The sequence below is a fragment of the Streptomyces sp. NPDC060366 genome (assembly GCF_042725135.1).
Taxonomy (GTDB): Bacteria; Actinomycetota; Actinomycetes; order Streptomycetales; family Streptomycetaceae; genus Streptomyces.
Genome location: NZ_JBHXDC010000010.1, coordinates 166,910 through 186,959, shown reverse-complemented (window position 1 = coordinate 186,959; position 20,050 = coordinate 166,910). Strand labels below are relative to the sequence as shown.

At 68.1% G+C, this 20,050-nt stretch carries 18 protein-coding genes and 3 pseudogenes; 11 read left to right on the top strand and 10 right to left on the bottom strand.

The window, feature by feature from the left end; genetic code table 11:
- Positions 1-126 precede the first annotated feature (126 nt).
- Positions 127-753, top strand: coding sequence for a LysE family translocator (locus tag ACFWHU_RS24475; protein WP_387227141.1), 627 nt, complete (start codon positions 127-129; stop codon positions 751-753).
- A gap of 225 nt (positions 754-978) precedes the next feature.
- Here ACFWHU_RS24475 and ACFWHU_RS24470 read toward each other — a convergent pair whose 3' ends face one another.
- Entirely contained in the window at positions 979-1,890 is a 912-nt protein-coding gene (locus tag ACFWHU_RS24470) for a LysR family transcriptional regulator (RefSeq protein WP_385792753.1), read from the bottom strand.
- A 181-nt stretch (positions 1,891-2,071) separates the two neighbouring features.
- On the opposite strand from ACFWHU_RS24470, the gene ACFWHU_RS24465 reads away from it, so the two are divergent.
- From ACFWHU_RS24465 to ACFWHU_RS24455, 3 genes are all read left to right on the top strand, one after another.
- Positions 2,072-2,704: an NADPH-dependent F420 reductase gene (locus ACFWHU_RS24465; protein WP_387227139.1), complete on the top strand. Its 633-nt coding sequence runs from the start codon at positions 2,072-2,074 to the stop codon at positions 2,702-2,704.
- A 91-nt stretch (positions 2,705-2,795) separates the two neighbouring features.
- A complete protein-coding gene (locus tag ACFWHU_RS24460) occupies positions 2,796-3,731 on the top strand; it encodes an SDR family oxidoreductase (RefSeq protein WP_387227137.1) in 936 nt (311 codons plus the stop codon).
- A 78-nt stretch (positions 3,732-3,809) separates the two neighbouring features.
- Positions 3,810-4,469, top strand: coding sequence for an NADPH-dependent F420 reductase (locus ACFWHU_RS24455; RefSeq protein WP_387227283.1), 660 nt, complete (start codon positions 3,810-3,812; stop codon positions 4,467-4,469).
- A 231-nt stretch (positions 4,470-4,700) separates the two neighbouring features.
- Here ACFWHU_RS24455 and ACFWHU_RS24450 read toward each other — a convergent pair whose 3' ends face one another.
- The 4 genes from ACFWHU_RS24450 to ACFWHU_RS24435 all read right to left on the bottom strand — a co-directional run bounded on the left by ACFWHU_RS24450 (position 4,701) and on the right by ACFWHU_RS24435 (position 7,695).
- Positions 4,701-5,150, bottom strand: coding sequence for an SgcJ/EcaC family oxidoreductase (locus ACFWHU_RS24450; protein WP_387227135.1), 450 nt, complete (start codon positions 5,148-5,150; stop codon positions 4,701-4,703).
- Between the two features lie 464 nt (positions 5,151-5,614).
- Positions 5,615-6,115, bottom strand: a complete 501-nt coding sequence (locus tag ACFWHU_RS24445; protein WP_387227133.1) for a hypothetical protein — start codon at positions 6,113-6,115, stop codon at positions 5,615-5,617.
- Between the two features lie 48 nt (positions 6,116-6,163).
- Positions 6,164-6,814: a dihydrofolate reductase family protein gene (locus tag ACFWHU_RS24440; RefSeq protein WP_387227131.1), complete on the bottom strand. Its 651-nt coding sequence runs from the start codon at positions 6,812-6,814 to the stop codon at positions 6,164-6,166.
- A 113-nt stretch (positions 6,815-6,927) separates the two neighbouring features.
- Complete coding sequence (locus tag ACFWHU_RS24435; RefSeq protein WP_387227129.1) at positions 6,928-7,695, bottom strand: helix-turn-helix domain-containing protein; 768 nt, start codon at positions 7,693-7,695, stop codon at positions 6,928-6,930.
- 476 nt (positions 7,696-8,171) lie between these two features.
- Here ACFWHU_RS24435 and ACFWHU_RS24430 point away from each other — a divergent pair, with 476 nt between their 5' ends.
- Positions 8,172-9,215, top strand: a complete 1,044-nt coding sequence (locus ACFWHU_RS24430; protein WP_387227126.1) for an SGNH/GDSL hydrolase family protein — start codon at positions 8,172-8,174, stop codon at positions 9,213-9,215.
- Between the two features lie 208 nt (positions 9,216-9,423).
- On the opposite strand, the pseudogene ACFWHU_RS24425 reads toward ACFWHU_RS24430, so the two are convergent.
- Together ACFWHU_RS24425 and ACFWHU_RS24420 are read right to left on the bottom strand one after the other, a co-directional pair.
- Positions 9,424-9,618 (bottom strand): annotated as a pseudogene (locus ACFWHU_RS24425) (GlcNAc-PI de-N-acetylase); the annotation flags it as partial.
- Between the two features lie 296 nt (positions 9,619-9,914).
- Entirely contained in the window at positions 9,915-11,207 is a 1,293-nt protein-coding gene (locus ACFWHU_RS24420) for a vanadium-dependent haloperoxidase (protein WP_387227124.1), read from the bottom strand.
- A 278-nt stretch (positions 11,208-11,485) separates the two neighbouring features.
- On the opposite strand from ACFWHU_RS24420, the pseudogene ACFWHU_RS24415 reads away from it, so the two are divergent.
- A pseudogene (locus tag ACFWHU_RS24415) lies at positions 11,486-11,706 on the top strand (transposase); the annotation flags it as partial.
- Positions 11,707-11,815: 109 nt separating this feature from the next.
- Here ACFWHU_RS24415 and ACFWHU_RS24410 read toward each other — a convergent pair.
- Complete coding sequence (locus tag ACFWHU_RS24410; RefSeq protein WP_387227121.1) at positions 11,816-12,412, bottom strand: hypothetical protein; 597 nt, start codon at positions 12,410-12,412, stop codon at positions 11,816-11,818.
- A 348-nt stretch (positions 12,413-12,760) separates the two neighbouring features.
- Positions 12,761-13,477, bottom strand: coding sequence for a TetR/AcrR family transcriptional regulator (locus ACFWHU_RS24405; protein ID WP_387227119.1), 717 nt, complete (start codon positions 13,475-13,477; stop codon positions 12,761-12,763).
- Between the two features lie 110 nt (positions 13,478-13,587).
- Between ACFWHU_RS24405 and ACFWHU_RS24400 the strand changes: the two genes are divergently transcribed.
- The 3 genes from ACFWHU_RS24400 (at position 13,588) to ACFWHU_RS24390 (ending at position 18,150) form a co-directional block, all read left to right on the top strand.
- Positions 13,588-15,123: an MFS transporter gene (locus ACFWHU_RS24400; protein ID WP_387227117.1), complete on the top strand. Its 1,536-nt coding sequence runs from the start codon at positions 13,588-13,590 to the stop codon at positions 15,121-15,123.
- 39 nt (positions 15,124-15,162) lie between these two features.
- The gene (locus ACFWHU_RS24395; RefSeq protein ID WP_387227115.1) at positions 15,163-15,771 is read left to right on the top strand and encodes an NADPH-dependent FMN reductase; all 609 of its coding nucleotides are present in this window, start codon (positions 15,163-15,165) and stop codon (positions 15,769-15,771) included.
- A 738-nt stretch (positions 15,772-16,509) separates the two neighbouring features.
- Positions 16,510-18,150 carry a hypothetical protein gene (locus ACFWHU_RS24390; protein WP_387227113.1) on the top strand — a complete coding sequence of 547 codons (1,641 nt, stop codon included), beginning with the start codon at positions 16,510-16,512 and terminating at the stop codon, positions 18,148-18,150.
- A 137-nt stretch (positions 18,151-18,287) separates the two neighbouring features.
- Here the strand turns inward: ACFWHU_RS24390 and ACFWHU_RS24385 are convergent, their stop codons facing one another.
- Positions 18,288-18,974 (bottom strand): PP2C family protein-serine/threonine phosphatase, encoded by a 687-nt coding sequence (locus ACFWHU_RS24385; protein ID WP_387227110.1) that lies wholly within the window; start codon positions 18,972-18,974, stop codon positions 18,288-18,290.
- Here ACFWHU_RS24385 and ACFWHU_RS24380 point away from each other — a divergent pair.
- Positions 18,963-19,595 (top strand): hypothetical protein, encoded by a 633-nt coding sequence (locus ACFWHU_RS24380; RefSeq protein WP_387227108.1) that lies wholly within the window; start codon positions 18,963-18,965, stop codon positions 19,593-19,595. The genes ACFWHU_RS24385 and ACFWHU_RS24380 overlap by 12 nt on opposite strands.
- 321 nt (positions 19,596-19,916) lie before the next feature.
- Positions 19,917-20,027, top strand: a pseudogene (locus ACFWHU_RS24375) (DUF6191 domain-containing protein); the annotation flags it as partial.
- Between the last annotated feature and the right edge of the window lie 23 nt (positions 20,028-20,050).

The following is a 20,050-nucleotide window of genomic DNA, read 5'->3' as shown; positions in this document are numbered from 1 at the left end:
CGAGCTCTGAGGCTTGTCCCGTAATGAACTTCAAGTCGAGGTAGACGCCGCGGTCCCCCCGCCCAGGCTGGAAGAGCCGCCGGGGAAGGGGTGGTTGGGGGTGCTACCGCCGCCTATGCTCGTTGTGTGCAGTGGCAACAGGTACTCGGCTTCGTGGCCGCAGTCACACCTCTCACGTTGATTCCCGGCACCAGCTTCACCCTTGTCACACAGCGGGTGATCGCTGGCTCGCGGTCCGACGGTGTGCTCGTCACGTACGGCTCAGCGTGTGGGCTCCTGGTGCATGCAGCGTTCGCCGCAGTGGGCTTGTCGGCCCTTGTCATGTCGTCGGCGCACGCGTTGACGGTGGTGAAGATCCTGGGCGGGATCTATCTCATCTGGTTGGGCGTGACCACGTGGCGCTCAGCACGTCGAGGCATCGATGCAACGAGACGGGTGCGGTGGCACCTGCCGTGGGCTCGGTTTGGGGGCTTCGGGCAAGGTCTGTGGTCCAACGTCCTCAACCCGAAGGCGGCGTCGGTCTATCTCACCCTCGTTCCGCAGTTCCTCACGTCCAGCCGTCCCATCGCGCCGCAGATCGCGGCGCTTGCGATCGCACATGTGGTCGTCGTCGTTGTCTGGCTGCTGTTCTGGACGTCTGTGGTAGCCGCCGCGCGCTCGGCAATCGACACGCCCCGGTTCCGCCGTGGGATGAGTCGTCTGGCGGGAGCTGTGCTGGTCAGCTTGGGGATTCGAACCGCAACGGCAAGGTAAGCGCCCCGCACCCATTGCCTGCCCCGTAGAACCGACTCCCGACGCTACGAACAGCAGACCGTCGGTGAACGGCGCCGCTCCGACGACAGGGCGATCAGCCGACTTGAGCCGCGTCCGCAACACATACTTCGAGTCGGTCGCAGGTGCTTCCGGGCCCCTTCAGACAACTGCCGGCCGAAGAACGGAACCGTCTCGGCGCATGATGAACGGGGTCAGTCGAACCGCTCAAGCGTGCCTTGTGGCGGCATCGCCTCCAAGCTGCCACATCTCATAGTTCCCACATTCCGCCGTGATCTCGGCCGTCGACTGAGCCGCAGTGACGAAGTCATCCACTACCAGCGAGGTGTGCGATGCCGCCACCGCGAGGCACACCTGTTCGGGCACCAGATCCGGGATGGGCACATAGACGACATCTGGATGCGAGTAGAACACGGACGCCGAACGAGCCAGGAAGGAGATTCCCCGTCCGGCCCCGACATGCTCGAGCGTCTCGTCCACCCCGCGCACCGGGTACCCGGCATTGCGGAGCGGGCGCCTGGTGGGCTGCGTGCTCGGGTCACCGTGCCAGACCAGCGGTTCACCGGCCAGGTCGGCCTCGGTGACCTCCTCCTTGCCGGCCAACCGGTGACCGGCCGGCAGTACCGCTACCCGCGGCTCGGTGTACAGCGGGGTGACGCGCAGGCCGGCCTCGTCGATGGGCAGCCGCACATAGCCGACGTCGATGCGGCCGTCGAGCAGCATCGCAGCCTGGTCGTCCCCTTCGATCCGCTGCACGTCCACGACCACGTCCGGGTGCCGGTCCTCGAACGCACGGGCCGCCGGGGTGACGGCAATGCCGGCGCGGAAACCGACCATCAGCCGCCGCTTGCCGCTGGCGGCCGCGGACACCCGGCGGCGGACCGCGTGGGTCGAGGCGAGCAACGGACCGGCGTCGGCCAGCAGTTGCCGACCCGCGTCTGTCAGCTCTACGCCGTGGCGATCCCTGGTGAAAAGCGAGGCCCCGAGATCCTGCTCAAGCGCGCGGATCTGCCGGCTGAGCACCGGCTGCGCAATATGGAGCTCATCGGCGGCGCGGCCGAAATGCAGCCGGTCGGCCACGGTGACGAAGTAACGCAGTTTCCGCAGATCGAGATCCATGGCACCTCCCGGCCCGGTGATGCCTTCAGGGTATCACCGCAGCTTAAAGAGGTCTTGGACACCCACTCGGACTCGATGGCAGCCTGAAAACAAGCGCTAGAGGGCGCCGAAGTGAATTCGACCCAAGAATTCGACAGCGGAAGTTGACAGCAGGGGCCAAGCCCGGAAAGCAGGAACACCGATGAGCAGCATCAGCATTATCGGACTGGGAAACATGGCCAGTGCTTTGGCCGGCCGGGCGCTCGCCGGCGGCAACGCCGTCGAAATCATCGGCCGTGACCCGGCCAAGGCCAAGGAATTGGCCGCCACGCTCGGCGGCGCCACTGTCGGGACGGCCGGGGCCGCCCCGACCGGGGACATCGTTATCCTCGCCACGCCGTACGCCGGCGCGGCGGCGGTGGTGAGGGAGTACGGGAACGCGCTGCGCGGCAAGGTCATCGTCGACATCACCAACCCCGTAACCCCCGACTTGCAGCGCTTCGTCGTCCCCGACGGCAGTTCCGGCGCACAGGAGATCGCCAAGGCGGCTCCCGACGACGCGCATGTCGTCAAGGCGTTCAACACCGTGTTCTCCCACGTTCTGACGGCCGACCCGGCCGAGGACCGCCCTCTGGACGTGTTCATCGCCGGCGACGACGCGCAGGCGAAGGCACGCGTGTCGGCGTTCGTCGAGAGCCTGGGGCTACGCCCCTGGGACACCGGGAAGCTGAACATGGCGCGGGCACTGGAGAACGTCGGCCTGCTGGAGCTGGGCCTCATGAACCACTCCGTCAAGCACACCAATTTCTCCCTCGGCATCACCATTCTCGGCTGAGCACACCCCTACCGCTACCTCTCGTGCCGCATTACGCCATTTCACTTACGGCACGAAAAGACCCTGCACCTACGCTCACAAGGACAGTTAGATGCGCGTTTTCGTCGCTGGGGGGACCGGCCATTCCGGTTCGTACATCATCCCCGAGCTCATCGCCGCCGGGCACGAGGTCACCGGCCTGGCCCGGTCGGACGCTTCCGCGGCGGCCGTGTCCGCGCTCGGCGCGAAGGTGCGTCGGGGCGACCTCCAGGATCTCGACGAGCTCAAGGAGGCAGCCTCGGGCTCCGACGGCGTTATCCACGTCGCGCACAGGCAGGATCTGCTGTCCTCCGGCGGGATGGACGCCGTGGCCGCTGCGGAGCTCCCGATCATGCTCGCGTACGGCGAGGCACTCGCGGGAACTGGAAAGCCGCTGATCACGGCGGGAAGCATCGGCTCGCCCGGGAACCTGGAGCGGCCGGCCACCGAGGAGGACCCGGCCCTCCCCGTCGGCGAGGAGCACAAGGGCACCCTGCTGGCCCGCAACATCGTGGAAAGGGCCGTTGTGGACCTCGCCGAGCAGGGGGTGCGGTCTTCGGTCGTGCGGATCGCCAACATCGCGCACAGCACGACCGATCGCGCCGGCTTCCTCCCCACGCTGATCGCGCTCGCGAAGGAAAAGGGGTTCGTCGGCTACCACGGCGACGGCGCGAACCTGTGGAACGCCGTGCACATCCGCGATGCCGCCGCCTTGTTCCGCCTGGCGCTGGAGAAGGGGCCCGCCGGCAAATACTGGCACGCGGTCGACGACGGGGGCATCACGTTCCGCGACATCGCCGAGGCCATCGCCAGCCGCCTGGGCCTGCCCGCCGTGAGCGTTCCCAACGATGCCCTGATGACGCCGGGGCACTTCGGGTTCCTCACGAACATCGTCACGCGGAGCTACCCGGCGTCCAACCTCATCACTCGCCGGACCCTCGGCTGGGAACCCGCCGGGCCCGGCCTGCTCGCCGATCTGGACAACGGCTATTACTTCCCCACCGGCTGACGACGGGAACCCGGATCGTAACGAGACCGGCAATCGGCAAGTTCGGCTCTTCTGAAGGACGTTGAGATTATGACGACTGTGGGATTCATCGGAAGCGGAAGCATCGGCAGGACCCTCGCGCGACTCGCTGTCGGGGCCGGGCACCAGGTGGTGCTCAGCAACTCGCGCGGTCCCGAAACGCTCGTGGACACGGCCGGGGAACTGGGACCGCGGGCGTCCGCGGCGACGAGCGAAGAGGCCGCGGCGGCCGGTGACATTGTCGTGGTCACGGTGCCGGTCAGCGCCTTCCCCCACGTGCCCGCCGCGCCACTGGCCGGGAAGACGGTCATCGACACCTGCAACTACGGCCCCGAGCGTGACGGGCACATCCCCGAGCTCGACAGCAAGTCCCTCACCTCGAGCGAGCTGCTTCTGCGGTACGTCCCGGACGCCCTGCTCATAAAGGCGTTCAACAACATCTTCTTCAAGCACCTGCTGTCACTCGCACGCCCGGCTGGGGCCGCCGACCGCTCCTACCTGCCGATCGCCGGTGACTCCGCACCGGCGAAGGCGGCGGTGACCGAATTCATCGACTCCATCGGCTACAGCGTGGTGGACGCGGGAACGCTGGCCGACAGCTGGCGGCAGGCGACGGGCACGCCGGTGTGGGGAACCCCGTACGGGCCGTTCTCGAACGAGAAGGGCCGGCCGGTCGGCGAGGACGCCATCCGCGCGGCACTGGCCACCGCAACGCGGTAACCGTCAACTATCGCGGACCGTGATGCGGTCCGGCCGTGCCAGGCCCCCGCCCGGTGGATACCGGGCGGGGGCATGTCTCGCACGCAAGGCGTCGAATCCGACGACGGGTTGCCCCTGCGTCTCGTCGCGCGGAGTCGGGTTCGACCTCGCAGGGTCAGGTCGCGACTGCTCCCTGGGGAGATTGCTTGACAAACGTGTCTTGGACCTAATCTCCAGCGAGTTGTGGCGGTCTCACCTCCTGGATCCGAAGACGGGACGATCCGGCGACATCAACTCGTCGTCGGGCACGCCGATGTTCTGGCAAGCCGTCAGGAGCCACCGTCCGTCTTCCTTCGCCATGATCCACAGCGGAGAGCCCACGTCCGGTCCTTCCGGTGTCTGGTACATCTGGCGCAGCTTGACTGCGGCGACGTCGGGGCGGATGAACAGCACGTGTTCCAACTCGAACGTCATCGTCAGGCCCTGCATCCCGCCAGGAAGCACCTGGTGCGTGAAGGCCGAGATCGCATCGTGGCCGAAGAGGCGCTTGCCATCGCCCGTTGTCCAGATCGCGTCGGCCCGGAACAGGCTGAGGAACTCGTCAGGGAGCTCGTTGTTCTGGGCGTGTTCGACCGTGGCGACGACCTGCTTGATCGCTTCGATCTCGGCCTCGCGTGTCCGTGCATCGATGTCTGTACTCATGGGGCAACGGTGAAGCGTTAACCTCACTTGAGGTCAAGGCTTCTCAGCGGCCTCAAGCAAACTGGCTCCGCGTCAGTCTCGGCGACTTCCTTACCCAGTTGACCGGACCGGACGGGCAGCGCCACCCGCCGCTCCATGCGGACCGCTACTCGGCAAACCCTGGTATTCAGTCGGTTGCGGCGACGCCCACTCCGATGGCGACTGAAGAGCCACCGGTGGTCACGTCCCACCGGTGCCCAAACACCGGTCGGCTCAACAGGACGCGCAGTCTGCCCGCGACGCTCACCAGAGCAAGCCGGTAGACGACGCCGATCAGTACATCCAGCGCCCCTGGATAGCGCCGTTCACCGGGCTGAGCCCGCGTGGTTTTCCGTTGGCGGTTCTAAGTGGCGATGGTCAGTTCGGGCCGGCGTAAGCCCCGGCAGAGCCAGATCAGCGCAGAACGGCCGCCGTTCGCCGAACGATCAGTCTTCCCCCGGATAGAAGGTGCGGTTCCCGGGGCGATACACGCCGACCTCATCACCGTTGGCAGAGCCCCAGTCGCCAGCGATAGGTACGTCCCCTCTGTTGCCGAAGGCGAGGGAGACGACACTGCCGTTGTCGCGGCGGAGGTGGAAAGTGCTGTCACTGGGCCGGTAGACGCCGACCTCATCACCCCTGCTGTTGTCCCAGCTCCCGGTGATGAGCACATCGCCGGTGTTGCCGAAGGCGATGGTGAACGTGGCGTCGGCGTCGACACGTTCATAGAAGGTGCTCGTACTCGGCCGATACACACCGATCTCGTCGCCACCGTTGCCGTCCCAGTCGCCGGCAAGGGGCACATCGCCGGGATTGCCGAAGGCGACATTCGTGAGGAGGTCGGCGCTCGCCGGCCCGGTGGACATGATGACGCCAGCCGTGATGCCGAGCGCGAAGACCGTCAGGCGTCGCGTTGCACGCAGTCTGGGCATGGTGCCTCCTTCCATCGCGGACAGTTGTCCGTCTTGCCCGAGAAGCAGTTTCTTTTTCCCGGATCATTCGGGTCCGCGGTCTGTGATGAGGGCCCTGCTCATGTGCGGGAGACGTCGTAGAGCAGGTGCGTCACCCGGTCGCCCTGGACCACGCGGGCGGGGTTTGTCCAGCGGGACGGCGGCTCCGGTATCCCTCTCACCGAAGAACGGGCGGCCCGATCCGAACACGACCGGGACGACGTTCACCACGACCTGGTCGACCAGCCCGAGCCGCAGCGCCTGGCCACCGACATGGCCGGCGGCGAGATCGACGATCCGGTCGGGCCCCGCGAACGCCCGCGCCCGTTCGATCGCCGACTCGATCCCGTCCGTGACGAACGTGAACGGGGCGGTCCCGGCGTGTTTCCAGTTCGTCGGCGGCTCGTGCGTCACGACGAAGACATGCTCACCGGCGGCCGGTGCCCCGCCCCAGCCGTCCGTGAGGTCGAACAGGCGGCGGCCGATCACCACACAGCCGATGCGCGGGTAGACGGCTCGGATGAACTCGATGGAGCTGCGAGTACTGCGCATTGGATGTTCTTCCGGGTCACCGGTCCAGGTCCACTCGGTGTCGCCGTTCCCCGCCCAGTCGAACATCGGGCCGACCGAGTCGTTCTCGTCGGCGATGAAACCGTCCACCGAGACGGCGGCACAGCCCATGATTACCTTGCTCACGGAGTCTCCTCGCGTCGTGATGTGCCGATTCTGCGGGCGAGGCCGGCCCGCGCTCTTGTAAGAAATCGAACGCCCGCGAGGGATCGAACGACCGGGCGGTGTCCGTCGTCCGATCAGGGTTTGGCGGCCTCAAGGGACCAATCGCCCGGCAGCAGCCCAACGTCCAGCGCGTTCCCCGGATGTTCCGCCAGGAACCGGCGCCGCAGCGCCAGATACTCCGTCGGCGTGCAGCCGGTGAAGGTCTGGAATTCCTTGATGAAGTGCGACTGGTCGAAGTAGCCCGCGCGAAGCGCCAGATCGGTCCAGCCGACCGCCGTCACGGTGATGTCGAGGCTCAGCGCGACCCTCGCGAACCGATAGGTGCGTGCCAGCCGCTTCGGTGTGATGCCGACGATCCGTCGGAAGCCGCGGGCCAGGTGTGTGGTGCTCACTCCGGCGTCCTCGCTCAGGCCCCGGATCGGCACCGCGCCCCAGGCGGCGGCGATTCTGCTGCTCGTGTGCCGCACCAGCCCCAGGTCCGGCACGCCCGCACCCGCGTCCCGGAACCGCCGCCGAAGTTCCCGCTCCAGCAGGGCGAGCATGTGCGCGGGGGTGGATGCCGCGTCGAGCCGGTCGCGCAGCTCGTTGCCGCGGCCTCCCCATGTCTGTTCCAGGGTCAGCTGGAGATCACGGACCTCCGAGCCCGGTATCCCGACGAACGGTGCCCAGCCCCACGGCTTGAAATGCACCCCGACCGAGCGCGTGACCGCCGGGTACGAGAAGGCGAGCCGGCGGGTGCCCGTGGTCAACAGGCATCCGTCGGTGAACTCCGCCGGCCGCGCTCCCGGTTCACCGATCAGCAAGCGGTCGCCGAGATTGAGGATCAGTACTGCGGACGGCATGGGGGGCAACGTCAGGAATGCGTAGGGCGGGGGGCCTTCGAGGTAGTAGAGGTCGTGGATCAGCTTGTCCAGCGGGGGCCTGGGACTCGCGACACGTACTTCACGGGAGCCAGTGTCCCCGGTCAGGTGAGAAAGTTGGCGGGGTTCGATGACGATCCCGGATGCGAGGTGACCCGGGTCGGGAACCGGTGCCGCGGCCTGCTCACCCAGATCCACTCGCTGGCTGGACCTAGGCCGTGTGTCGGAAGTGTTCTGAGAACGGCTACCGGCGCGAGTTTCTGGGATTGACCGCCCAGGGTGGGGTGTCGGCAGGCGGCATGTGACGGCGCGAAAGATCTGATCATTTAGCTCGATCGGGGATGGTAGATCCGATTCTCCAATCGGGCAGGCCGATGACGTGAATTCTTGGCCGAGGTGCCTTCCGCCCTGGGCCACGTTCCGGCCCTGGGGCGTCTTTTGCTGATCCTGGAGGATCCATGCGACACCCTGTCTCCCGTCTGCGCACGCGCGCGCTTGCCGTCGGGCTCGCGCTGGCGGCGTCCACGCTTGTGCCCGTGGGTTCCGCCGGCGCGGCCGATCAGTACGAGTGGGCCGCGCTGGGCGACTCGTACACCGCCGGCGTCTTCGTCGGTGACCCGCAGCCCGCACTCGGTGACGCGTCGCGCGACGGCTGCGACCGCACCACCAACGCCTACCCCGACGTCGTCGAGCGGGAGCTCGCCGAGTTCCCGCCGGGCAGGTTCGTCAGCCTGACCAACGTCAGCTGCGGCGCCGCCACCATCGCCGACATCGCCACGGCGAAGCAGACGCCGATCAGCCCTGTCCAGCCCCCGGAGGGCGGCTGGCCGGCGGTGGCCCCGCAGACCGAGCGGGCCGGCCTGGGCGACCAGACCGACGTCGTCACCATCGGCGTCGGCGGCAACAGCCTGCCCTTCGGCGGCATTCTCCTGAAGTGCCTCGAACAGGGCGTGGCCGGCAAGTCCTGCCGCGACCACTACACCAACCCGCCCGAGGGGGAGGAGAGCATCGAGGACAAGCTCGCCCGGGTCCAGGACGAGTACATCGAGATGCTGGCCAACGTGCACCAGGCCGCGCCCAACGCCAAGGTGATCACGGTGGGCTACCCGGCCGTCCTGCCGGACAGCGGCAGCGCCTGCAACCGCCTCTCCCTCACCGAAGTCGGCTCGATCACCCACGCCGACGTCGACTGGCTCCGTGACGACGTCCTCAAGAAGCTGAACAGCACGATCCGGCAGGTCACGGACTTCTTCGGTGACCGCTACGTCGACGTCTACTCCTCCAGCGTGGGCCACGACGCCTGCCAGCCCGCGGACACCAAGTGGGTCGAGGGCATCTGCGGCGACGCCGAGAACTACTGGCCCTCCAAGCTCCCCGGCACCCTGCTGAACTGCGCGATCATCGGCAAGCGCGCCACCCTGGTCCACCCCAACGCCGCTGGCCACGCCAACACCGCCGCCCACGTCGAACGGGCCATCCGCATCGCCCTCCTCGAACGCTGACCGACCGGCCCGAACCCCGGCACCGGAGCCCCGGCACCCGCGCGCAAGCGCGGCCCGGGGCATCCCGCCCGGCGAACGCGAGGGGCCGCCGCCCTTCGGCGGACGGCATCTGCCGGGCGCGCGCGCCGAGCACACCCGGCGCGCGGCGTACCCCGAAGCCCGGGCAGGCCGCGGCACGCCGACTTCGCCGCCCTCACCGGCGGCGAACGGGGTGGCCGTAGAAGCCGTTCTCGTCGTAGGTGGCGACCACATCGGGCCGGTAGTGCCGCATGAGTTCCGCGAGCCGGGTGGCGCCTTCCTCTACGAGGGTCTGCCAGAAGGACCCGGGGGCGTCGTTGCTCGGCCAGAGCGCCATCCCGGAGTCTGCATGGTCCAGCATCTCCAGATCGCTGATCTTCAGGACGCTGATCTTCAGGAGGTCACAGCTCTTGACGGCGCATCAAGGCGACGGCCGCGAACATCGTGTCCACCGGGAGACCGCGTCCCGCCACGGTGAAGGCAGATCATGTTGACGTTCTCGTGGCACTTGGCGAGGACGCCCGCCCCCGGAGTGTGTGAACCGGAGGCGGGCGTCTGTGCAGCAGGAGTGTGTGTTGGAAGTTCATCTTCGAAGGGTCGAACTGTCCGACGCTGCCACCGAGCAGCTCGACGGCCGATCACGCGGGGATGGTCCCGCTGCGGAGATCTTGAGAACGGGCGTCAGGACGTGCTGCTCTGTTCGCCCTGCCGGCACGACGGCTGGGTGAGTGGTGAGGTTTGGGGGCGTGCCGGGCGTAGTGGCTGGAAGTAGTGGGTGAGCGTCCAGGCGCCGACGTCGCTGCCGGCGTGGCACCCGTTGACGTCCGCTGTGCGGGAGTGGATTCCGGCCCAGACGCGGGCGTTGATCATGTCCTCGTTGAGCTGGTCGGCGTATTCGTAGTGCCGTGTGGTGCCGGTGGCATCGGAGGGGATGGTGAGGTCGAGGCGGGTGGTGCCGAGGATCCCGGTCAGGGTCCGGGTCACGGCGCCGGTGACCGCGGCGTGGCCGCTGAGGTAGTCGGGGTGTGGTGGCGTGACGAGCAGCGGCTCCCAGCGCGGGTCGGCTTCGGTGGCGGGGTTGCCGTCGGTGTCGGCCAGGTGGATGGCGGTGATCGGCCGCCAGAATCCGTAGTGGAGTTTGGCGTCCCATGCGGTGACAACGGCGTCACTCGCCGACGCGTTCGCGGCGGCGAACATCCGTGCTGTCTCGGCGATGCGGAAGTGGTGACGGGCGGTGTAGTCCTGGAACGCCGTCTGGAGCTGCACCACGAGGTTGCCCCCGAAGAACAGGGCGGTCTCGGTCTGATGCGCGGTACGGGCCGAGCCGGTCTTCGCCCCCATTGTCTTCACCTCGTTCACATCCTGGGCATAGCGGGCCGAGGACAGGGCGGGCGGCTTGCCGGGACGGAACTGGTCCGGTGAGGTGAGTGTCAGGGGGCGCAGTCTGGCGAGCCAGGTGTCCACGAAGGGCAGGTGTGCGGGCGGGGTGGGCCGCCAGACTCCGGGCGCGGGCGCGGCGGTGAACTCCACCGGCGCGAACCGGCCGTCTCCCTCGCGCAGCTCGATGAGGTGGTCGGCGGCGCGTTTGCCGAAGGTCACGCCTTGGGTCTTCGCGCTGCCGTCGGGGATCTTGGCGAGGGAGTCGGCGTACGCGGCGTCGAGCGGGGCCCGGGAGGCGGGAAAGTAGGTGAGCAGTACGCGGTGTGCGGCGGTCACGGCCGCCGCCTCGGGCGATGCGGTGGAGGGCCCGCGCGCCCGCCACTTGTACGGGGCGTAGTGGCCCTGGATGCCGACCACGGCGTTGTAGACGGCGGCCGAGACGAAGCCGTGCCAGATGGCGGCCTGCCCGGAGGGGTGGGTGGCGCCGAGGTTGGTGTTGATGGTGTCGGTGGCGATGGTGTTCCAGTCGCGGATTGCCTGGGGGTCGGCTGAGGGCGACGGGCGGTTGTCGGCGGTGGCTGTGGGGCCTGCCACGGCGGTGAGGGCGAGCAGTAGGAGTGATGTGACAGCGCCGATGACGGCCCGTCTGCTCGGGCGAAAAGTACGCATAATTGACTTAACAGTCAATTGGGTAGATGGTCAAGCCGATTCGCCCGGGAGCCGTGCGTGCACCGGCTGAGTGGACGAACAGCTCATCCGGTGCACGCACATGACTGAGATTGGCAAGTCTGCGCAACCGACCCTGCTGGGCGCGGACCTCGACCCGGCGACCCGATTCACGGGCACGCTTAGGGGCCCCGTACCGGTGTGACACGCCCGCCCGAGTCCGGAGGGGGTTCAGAAACCTGCGCGCGAGGACCGGCTCCCCGGCCGGTGCACCGAAACCGGCCCGCCCCGGCCAAGGCCGGGCGCTCGGCACGAAGAACCACCGCACGGCACCCGTCGCGGCGTGGGCCGAGTCCTCGCCACCGGCCAGGCATACACCCGCCCCGCCCACCACAAGAAGGGCACCGAACCACGGCGCTCTACATAAACGACGACAAGCAGAGTATGAGGTGAAGCAGGCGGCTCTCGTCGCGCCGACGACATCCGTGAGCGGCGTTTCGTCGGTGCGGAATCAGCCATGAGCATGCCGTCTTCGGTCACCAGCCGCCTATGGTGACGACGCCGTGGCCGCCGGCGGCGGCCCGCTCGAGCAGTGTGATGTGCGAGAGCGTGAATTGGTGGAAGTCGTCAAACCACAGCACCGCTCCGTGCGGTGGTTCGCGCCGCTCCAGCGGTATCGCGTCGCATTCCTCACCGAGACGGGTCAGGAGATCCCATGGCAGCCGGTGGGCCGCGTCGAGCAACTCGCGCACACCGGCGGGGCGCAAGGTGTAGTTCAGCAGGTATCGCCAGTCCTCCGGCTCCGGCTGAGCGTGAGGTCCCGCGTCTGACGCCAGGTCATCGCGGCGCTTCGGTTCCCACTCTTCGCCGAAGACATAGCCGGTGGTCAGCGTGCCGAGCACGGTATCGGTGAGTGTGCGGGCCTCTGGGGTGAGCTGTGGGCGCAGGCAGTCGCCGTAGTACCAGAGGCTGTTCCAATGGCCTTTGGTGCCGGGCATGTCCTCCACGGACAGGAACGGAGCCATCGGCTCGCACGTCTCGTCCCACAGCCACACCTTCCCCCACTCGGGTTCACGGGTGAGGGCGATCAATGGATCCCACTCGACCACCGCTCCATAGGCGTTGTATCCCATGTGGTGAGTATCGCCGAACCACTGCGCTCTACATAAAGCGGCGTTCGTCGTCTTTTCTCATGGGGTTGCGTGAGTGGGATTCCGGGCGCTGCCTGCGGCGAGCTGGACCGGCCCCGCTGCGCGATCGACTCCGTGAACATGCGAGCCCTGAAGAGGGGACCGACGGGCCGAATCCTGTGGACCGGGGCAAGTAGGACTGGAACTTGATCACCGACGAAGATGACGAATACGGAATGCCCGCGCTGGTCGCTCCGCTCCTGCGAACGGGTCCGCAACCGCTGGCCGGAACGCTGGTCGCAGCGGGAACTGCCCTTGTGGGCGCACCCCGTTCCGGGCCGTGCGACCAGGTCACTCGCCGGCGCCGCCTCCTGGCACGCCGTACAGCTTCAGGAACGCCCACACGGCGCCGCGCACGTACTCTTCGGCCTCGTCGGCGCCCATCGGCAAGGCCCCGAAGTACGTCTCCAGCATCACGCCCCCGACCAGCAGGCTCAGATGCCGCGCCGCGACCATCTCGGCGCCGGCGGCGATGTCGAGCAGCCCGGCGTCGGCGAGTTCACGCAGCCGCCGCGCCAGGTTCCGCCGTACGGCCCGCGGGCCGGTGCGCTGCCACTCGTCGATGACGGCGGCCGGCATCCGCGAACCCTCGGTGACGATCTGCCGGACGAGGGCGAAGTGGTCGGGGTGTGCGGAGCCCTGGCCGACCCAGTCACGCGCGTAGGCGAGGAAGTCGTCCTCGACGTCCTCGACCCGGCGGAGCTTGCGCAGGTGCCGGTCGAGCAGTTCCTGGGACGCCGCGGTGACCGACGCGGTGCTCTCCAGGAAGACGGAGCCGAAGAGTTCTTCCTTGTCGGCGAAGTGGTTGTAGATGGTCCGGGTGGAGACGCCGGCCTCGGCGGCGATCGCGTCGATGCTCGCCCGCGTGTAGCCCTCACGGCCGAAAACGGTGCGCGCGCCGCCCTGGATGGCCTCGCGCTTCTCCTTGAGCCCCTTTCGCAGGGCGCGTGCGGGCCTACCTGCGGCCTCCTGCTCCCGCCCCGGCGAGGGTCCGACCTGATCCACCATCTCAGCCTCTTCCGTAACCCATGGTCCGCAGCCCGTGGCCCAGAACCAGGAAAACCAAAAAAGTACAACGTGCGTTGCACTCATTGCCATGTGCGTTGTACTTTACTCGTATGTCCAGCACTCCGCAGGACCCCGATCCAACGCGGCAGCCACTACCGCGGACCCGGGCCGCCGCCACCCTCACCGTCGTACTCCTCGGCTATCTCACCCTCCCCATGGCGATGTCCGGGATCACCGTCGCCCTCCCCCGGATCGGCGCAGACCTCGACGCCTCAGGCGCCGCCCTGAACTGGGTCGTCGTCGGCTACTTCCTCGCCGCCTCGTCCTTCACACTCGTCGCGGGCTCGCTCGGCGACCTCTTCGGCCGCCGCTGCCTCTTCGCCGTCGGCGCCGCCGTCTACACGGCCGGCACCCTGACCTCCGCCTTCTCGCACCACATCCTCCTGCTCGACGCCGCCCGCGTCCTGTCCGGGGTCGGCGCGGCGGGCGTCATGGCGAGCGGCGGCGCGCTGCTCGCCGCCACCTTCACCGGCGCCGCCCGCTCCCGCGCCTTCGCCTCGGTCGCTACGGCAGTGGGCATCGGGCTCGCGACCGGCCCGACGTTCGCGGGCACGATGGTCGACGCGCTCGACTGGCGCGCCACCTTCCTCGTCTTCGCCGCCGTCGGCGTCCTGATCCTCCTCTGCACGGCCTTCGTGCCGGAGTCACGGGCCGACGTACGGCCGCGTGTCGACCACGCGGGCGCGATCACCTTCATCGGCGGTTTCGCGCTGGCCCTTTTCGCCGTCACACAGGGCTCCAGGGCCGGGTGGCTCGCCCCGCCCACCCTGCTGCCACTGACCGCCGGTGCCGCGCTGCTCGTCGCCTTCGTACGGATCGAGCGGCGCACCGCGCTCGGCACCGGGCAGCCGATCCTCGACCTCTCTCTGGCCCGTGACCGCGCCTTCGCCGGCTGGCTCGTCGGCGCCTTCGGACTCGGCGCGGGCACCACGGGCATCCTGGTCTTCCTGCCCAGCTACCTCCAGGGCACCGGCGGCAGCACGGCCAGGGACGCGGGCCTGGTGCTCCTGCTGCTCAGTACGCCGCTGCTGATCCTGCCCCCGGTCGGCGCGCGGCTCGTCAACCTCGGCGTCCCCGCCCGCCGCGTGCTCGTCCTGTCCCTCCTGCTGACGTCGTCCGGAAACGGCTGGCTCACCACGCTCCACCCCGGCATCTCCGCCCTCGCTCTCGCCGGCCCGCTGCTGACCATCGGCATCGGACAGGGCCTGTCCGTGGGCATCATCGACGCCCAGGCGCTCGGCATGATCGAACCCGCCCGGACCGGCATGGCCTCCGGCGTCCTGAACACGGTCAAGGGCGGCACCGCCGCCGCTGTCCTGGCGCTATTCGGCGCCCTGCTGCTCACCCTGCTCGAAGCCCGCACGGGCTCGGCCGACCTGGCGGGGCGGATCGCGGCGGGCAACCTCGCCCCCGGCCCCGAACAGGCCCTGCACGCGGCCCAGTTCACCGACGCGATGCGCATAGTCCTGTGGTGCGTGTCGGGCCTCGGCCTGGCAGTCGCGCTGGTCGTCCAGTTGCTGCTCAGCCCTCGGAGCCGTACGCCCGGGAAAGCCGCCGCATTCGCCGGCGGACCCCTCCCCCTCTGAACCGCCCACTCCCTCAGCCCACTTCACGAGGAGATTCCCATGTCCGACACAACCAGCACCCCTACCCCTCCCGCCGTTCCCCTCCGGATTGCCTTCATCATCGGCAGCAGTCGCGAGGGCCGCTTCGCGCCGGTCGTCGCCGACTGGTTCACCACCCAGGCGGCGGAGTACGGCGGCATCGAACTCGACACCATCGACGTGGCGGGCCTCCAACTGCCGACCGTCCACCCCGACTGGGGCACCCCACCCACCCCCGAACTGGCCGCGCTCGCCGCCCGGGTGGCCGACGCCGACGGATACGTCATACTCACGCCCGAGTACAACCACAGCTTCCCCGCCTCACTCAAGACCTTCATCGACCTGCACCACACCGAGTGGGAGGCCAAGGCGGTCGGCTTCGTCTCGTACGGCGGGGTCGGCGGCGGGCTCCGCGCGGTCGAGCAACTGCGTCTGGTTTTGACCGAGTTGCACTGCGCGAGCGTTCGGGAAATCGTCAGCTTCCATAACGGCTGGGACCACTTCGATGAGGGCGGCAAGGCATACGAGGTGGACGGCGCGATCGGTACGGCAAAGGTCATGCTGGACCAACTGACCTGGTGGGCACGGGCGTTGCGCACGGCCCGCGCCTCGCACCCGTACAAGAGCTGACAACGGACCCGCCCGCCTCAGCACTCAGGACAGGCTGCGGCGCTCAGGCTCCAGACCTCAAGTCACGTCACCGCCGGCTCGAACTCCTGCGGTCCCTTTTCAACAGCCGGTCTCCCCGGTCGGCTCGAATCCGAGCTTTCGGTACACCGCCAGCCACCGCCAGGAAGCAGTCTCTGCAAGCCGGCCCGTAACCCACTAGCAGGAGAGCAGTCGAGCGGCCGCGTCGGCAAAGGATCACACACACGGGCCGTATGTGCGCCCGATCTGCCCGAGGAGTCCTTGCGCGCCCCTCGCTCCACCCAGCTCCAGCGGCCCGCCCGGGGACCTTCACGTTGCCCAGGCGCCGAGGCCCTGAACCGGCCGGTGGACCACGGCTGTGGCTGGTGCTGAGGTCGTTCCTCGAGCGAGGAGCGTATGGAGGCAGCGGGTGGACACAGCTGATCGTCAAACGCCCGGCGAAGCAAACTGTCGGCAGGACCTCAGGCAAGTCACCCGTTGGCCGGCCCTTTCGAGGTCCGTGTCGGCGATCGAGAGAGGAGACCACGATCGGCCCCCAGCCCCGACCGAGCTGCGGCGCCACAGCACCTGAGTTCGTATCAGCCGAGTAGGCCCCGTCTGTAGCTGAATATGTCATTCCGCTGGGCCCCGGGTTGGGCCCCAGGGCCCTGCGTATAGGCCCTGACGATCCGTAGTGTTCCGGCAGCTGGGGGCGATTGGTAGGACGAAGGGGTCCAGAGGATGCGCACGCACAGCTCTCGGAGAACGCTGCGACCCAACGAGTGGGGCCAGGGCGGTGTTGAGTACGTCGCGCTCATTGGTGTCGTCGCGGCGATCGTCGGTGCGATTCTGGCTCTGACGGTCCCGACCGACACTGCCGTGGCCCTGGAGGACGCGGTGTGCCGGATCGTCAACGCGGGTGACGGCGGGGAGGGCTGTGACTCCGGCGACGGTGGCGGGGACGACGGCGGAGGGGGCGACGACGGGGACGGGGAGATACCCGAGGGGCCGCCGGGCGATCCCTTCCAGCCCGCGAAGTGCCTGCTCTCCCAGGATCAGACCAAGACCACGGTCGTGATCCAGATTATTTTCATCAAGATCAGTGGCTCTGAGCAGCTCAAGGTCCAGCAGTGGTCGGACGGCACCGTCACCCTTGAGCGGGTCACCGACAGCAGTGTGGGTGTCACGGCCAGCGTCTCGGCCGGTATTCCGGGGCTGAAGGACTGGGGCGGCAGTGCCTCGCTGAACGGCACATATAGCAAGGGCAAGGGCCAGGGCGGGCAGTGGGTGTTCGCCTCCAACAAGAGCGATGACCCGCAGGCCGACCTCGCCGCGAACCTTTCCGACGCGGAGGAGTTCGCTGCCGCGCTCAAGCAGTCGGACGTATGCGACGCGATGATCGGCTCGCCCGTTTCGCCGATCAGCCAAGTCGGGTGCAAGAACAGCGCCGTGTCGCAGATGCAGGCGGCCAACCCGGAGCGGATGCCGGACGTCGACATCACCAAGACCAGCACCGAGGTGTCGGGGGGTGTGAGCTTCGGCAAGGGGTTCAAGAAGGGCGGTGGCGGCAAGGACGAGAACGGCAAGTCCAAGGATCTCGGCAGCATCTCGGCGGACGGGCTGAGCGGTTCGATGACCGAGGACGTCGTGGTCTTGCGTACCAACACCGGGGTGGACGCGGGGAAGATCACCTTCGTCTACACCTTCAGTGTCGACGGCAAGGGTGGTCAGGGCGCCCAGGGGAAGGCGACCCGGATGCAGCAGGTGGCCGTCACGTACGACGCCGCGACGTTCGACCAGGAGGAGAAGGACGGCAAGGAGCACCGGCCGGAGAAGCTGGTGATCACGACCAGTCAGGAGAATGGTGAAGGTGCCGGTGTGCAGGTCGGTGTGGGGGCCAATGTTCCCGGTACGCCGGTGACGATCGATGTGGGCGGTGGTGGCGGCAATATCAAGTCGCAGATCCACACCGAGTCGGCCGAGGTTGTCCTCGACAACGACACCGACAGCAAGACGGTCGAGGACTGGCTGCGCGGCCGGGGCGACTTCCCCGCCAGTGACGTCCTGCCCACTCCCTCGGACGCGGCGGAAGTCCCCGGCAGCGACGCCGGACCCCTGGAGCGCCTGCTCCACGACAAGGGCAAGCTGTCGCGCCTGGACTACAACGCCAACACCGACTGGTGGAACGCCTCCCTCGGCATCGGCTTCGGCATCTCCGCCGGTCAAGTGACGATGGGCTTCAAGCTGTTCGGCATCGACATCACGCACGAGGAGAAGAACCAGACGATCACCGGCGATCCGACGTACGCCACCGGCCCGAAGAACGGCGGGGCCCGGCCGTGGGTGGAGTGGAAGAACTGCACCCGGACCACGCCGATCTAGTAGGAAGCCACACCCGGCGCCCATTGGCTGGGGCGACCATGCACGCGGTGGAGCAACCAGCCTCCGTCAAGCCTGAGTTCGACGTCGGCGACCGCCACAGCGGCTTCTCGTTGCCCTGGTAGGGGTTCCGCGTCCGATCAAGGGGCGGCCGGTGCAGAGGTGTGGCGTGTGTCCCGCTCGATGATGATCATTGCCGCGTCGTCGGCCAGACGCCCTCTTGTGTGGTGGAGGAGGGATGTGTGCAGGCGGTCCAGCAGCGCCTGTGGGGTGAAGTCGTACAGCTGTGCCAGGTGTGTGGGCAGGTCGAAGAAGCTTCTGGCGGGGTCGCGGGCCTCCAGTACTCCGTCGGTGTAAAGCAGCAGTCGGTCGCCGTGTTCGAAAGGGTATTTCTCGGCTGGCACGGGAGATGTGCTGAGGAGTCCCTCCAGGCCGAGCGGTGGCAATGGGCTGGCGGTTTCCAGGGAGGTGGTCTCACCTCTGCGGAGCAGCAGCGGTGGGGGGTGGCCGCGGCTGACGAGTTCGATGACGGGTGCGTCCGTTATCTGGGCGATGATCACCGTGACGAACTCTTCCGCCGGGTCTCTGGGGGGTTCCGTCGTTCCGCCGTGGCTCTGAGTGCGGGTCAGCTCCCGTCGTAGTGCGGCCTCGCACCGCGTTACCGTGTCGGGTAGTTCGGGTTCGTAGTCGGCCGCCTCGCGGAAGGCACCGAGTACAGCGGCGGCCCTCCTGATGGAGGACCGCCTGGGGCGGCCGGGGCGGCCGGTTACTTCGAGGGGCTCCGGCCGCCCCGACCGGCCAGTTAGGTTGGGGGAATGAACGGTCAACAGAATGTCGGGGAAGCCTGGCGCTCCCTCACCGGTTGGCTGCAGTTGAATGCTCCGGTCTCCTACGCCTCGCTGCTGCCTCCGGCCGACGAGCAGGCCATCGAGGCCGCCGACACTCAGCTGAAGCACCACCTCGGGTTTGGGCTCCCCGACGAGTTGGCCTCGTTGTGGCGGCTGTGCGGCGGCGTGGATCATCAGGAGATTGAACATGACGAGGAAGGCGAGGTCGGTTCGGGGGCATTCCTCCCCGGCGGGGTGATCATGTCGCCGGTAGATGCGCTGCGCCCGCGCCTGCCGGACCATACCGGAAAGGATTGGTGGCAAGGCGCGCCGGTGGTGCCGTGGCTGACCGGGGATGAGTCAGGGCCCGAGTCCGGCCACTGGGTGGGCGCCATCGGTGTCGGCCGGTGGGGCTTGGACAGCTTGCCCGGTGTCGGCGCCGAGCCCGCGTTCCCGTCGATCGCCGCCTACCTGGATGCCGTCTTGCGCACCGTGACCGAAGGGCCGGCCGATGCGATGGGCCCGGATGTGCCCGGCCTGGCGTGGGGCTGCCTCATCTGGGAGAACCCGGAGTATCCCCTGTTGGACGAAGCCCTCCCGCACTGGACGCCGATCCACTGACCTGCCTGCGGCCCCGTCCGGCTGACGGGGCCGCAGGGATGTGCTGCTAGTGGCTCGGCTCGCATCGTTGGCCGGGTAATCGACATGCTGCCCGGTGGTCAGCAGACTGTCGGCAGGCAAACGTCGGCGTCCGGGAGGCGACATCCTTTGCTGTTTACGATTGGCGGTATCGTCATCGCCCTTTGGCTTGTCCTCTTCACGTGGGTCGGCTGGCGTCGGCGCAATCATGGCGGCGGGGGAGCGTCGGCCGTTGAGGCGTGGGCCGAGCTTTTCCATCCATCACAGCGGCACGTCCAACAAGAGCGGTAACGCCAACTCGTCCTCCGAGACGACGCCGACTCTGGTGCACCGCCCAACTCTGTCGACCTCGACTCCGGCAAGGTGTTCATCCGCCCCGGGCAGGGCCGCGCGAGCAGGCACGACGCGTCCTAATGGCCCGCCCCGTGAACTTGGCC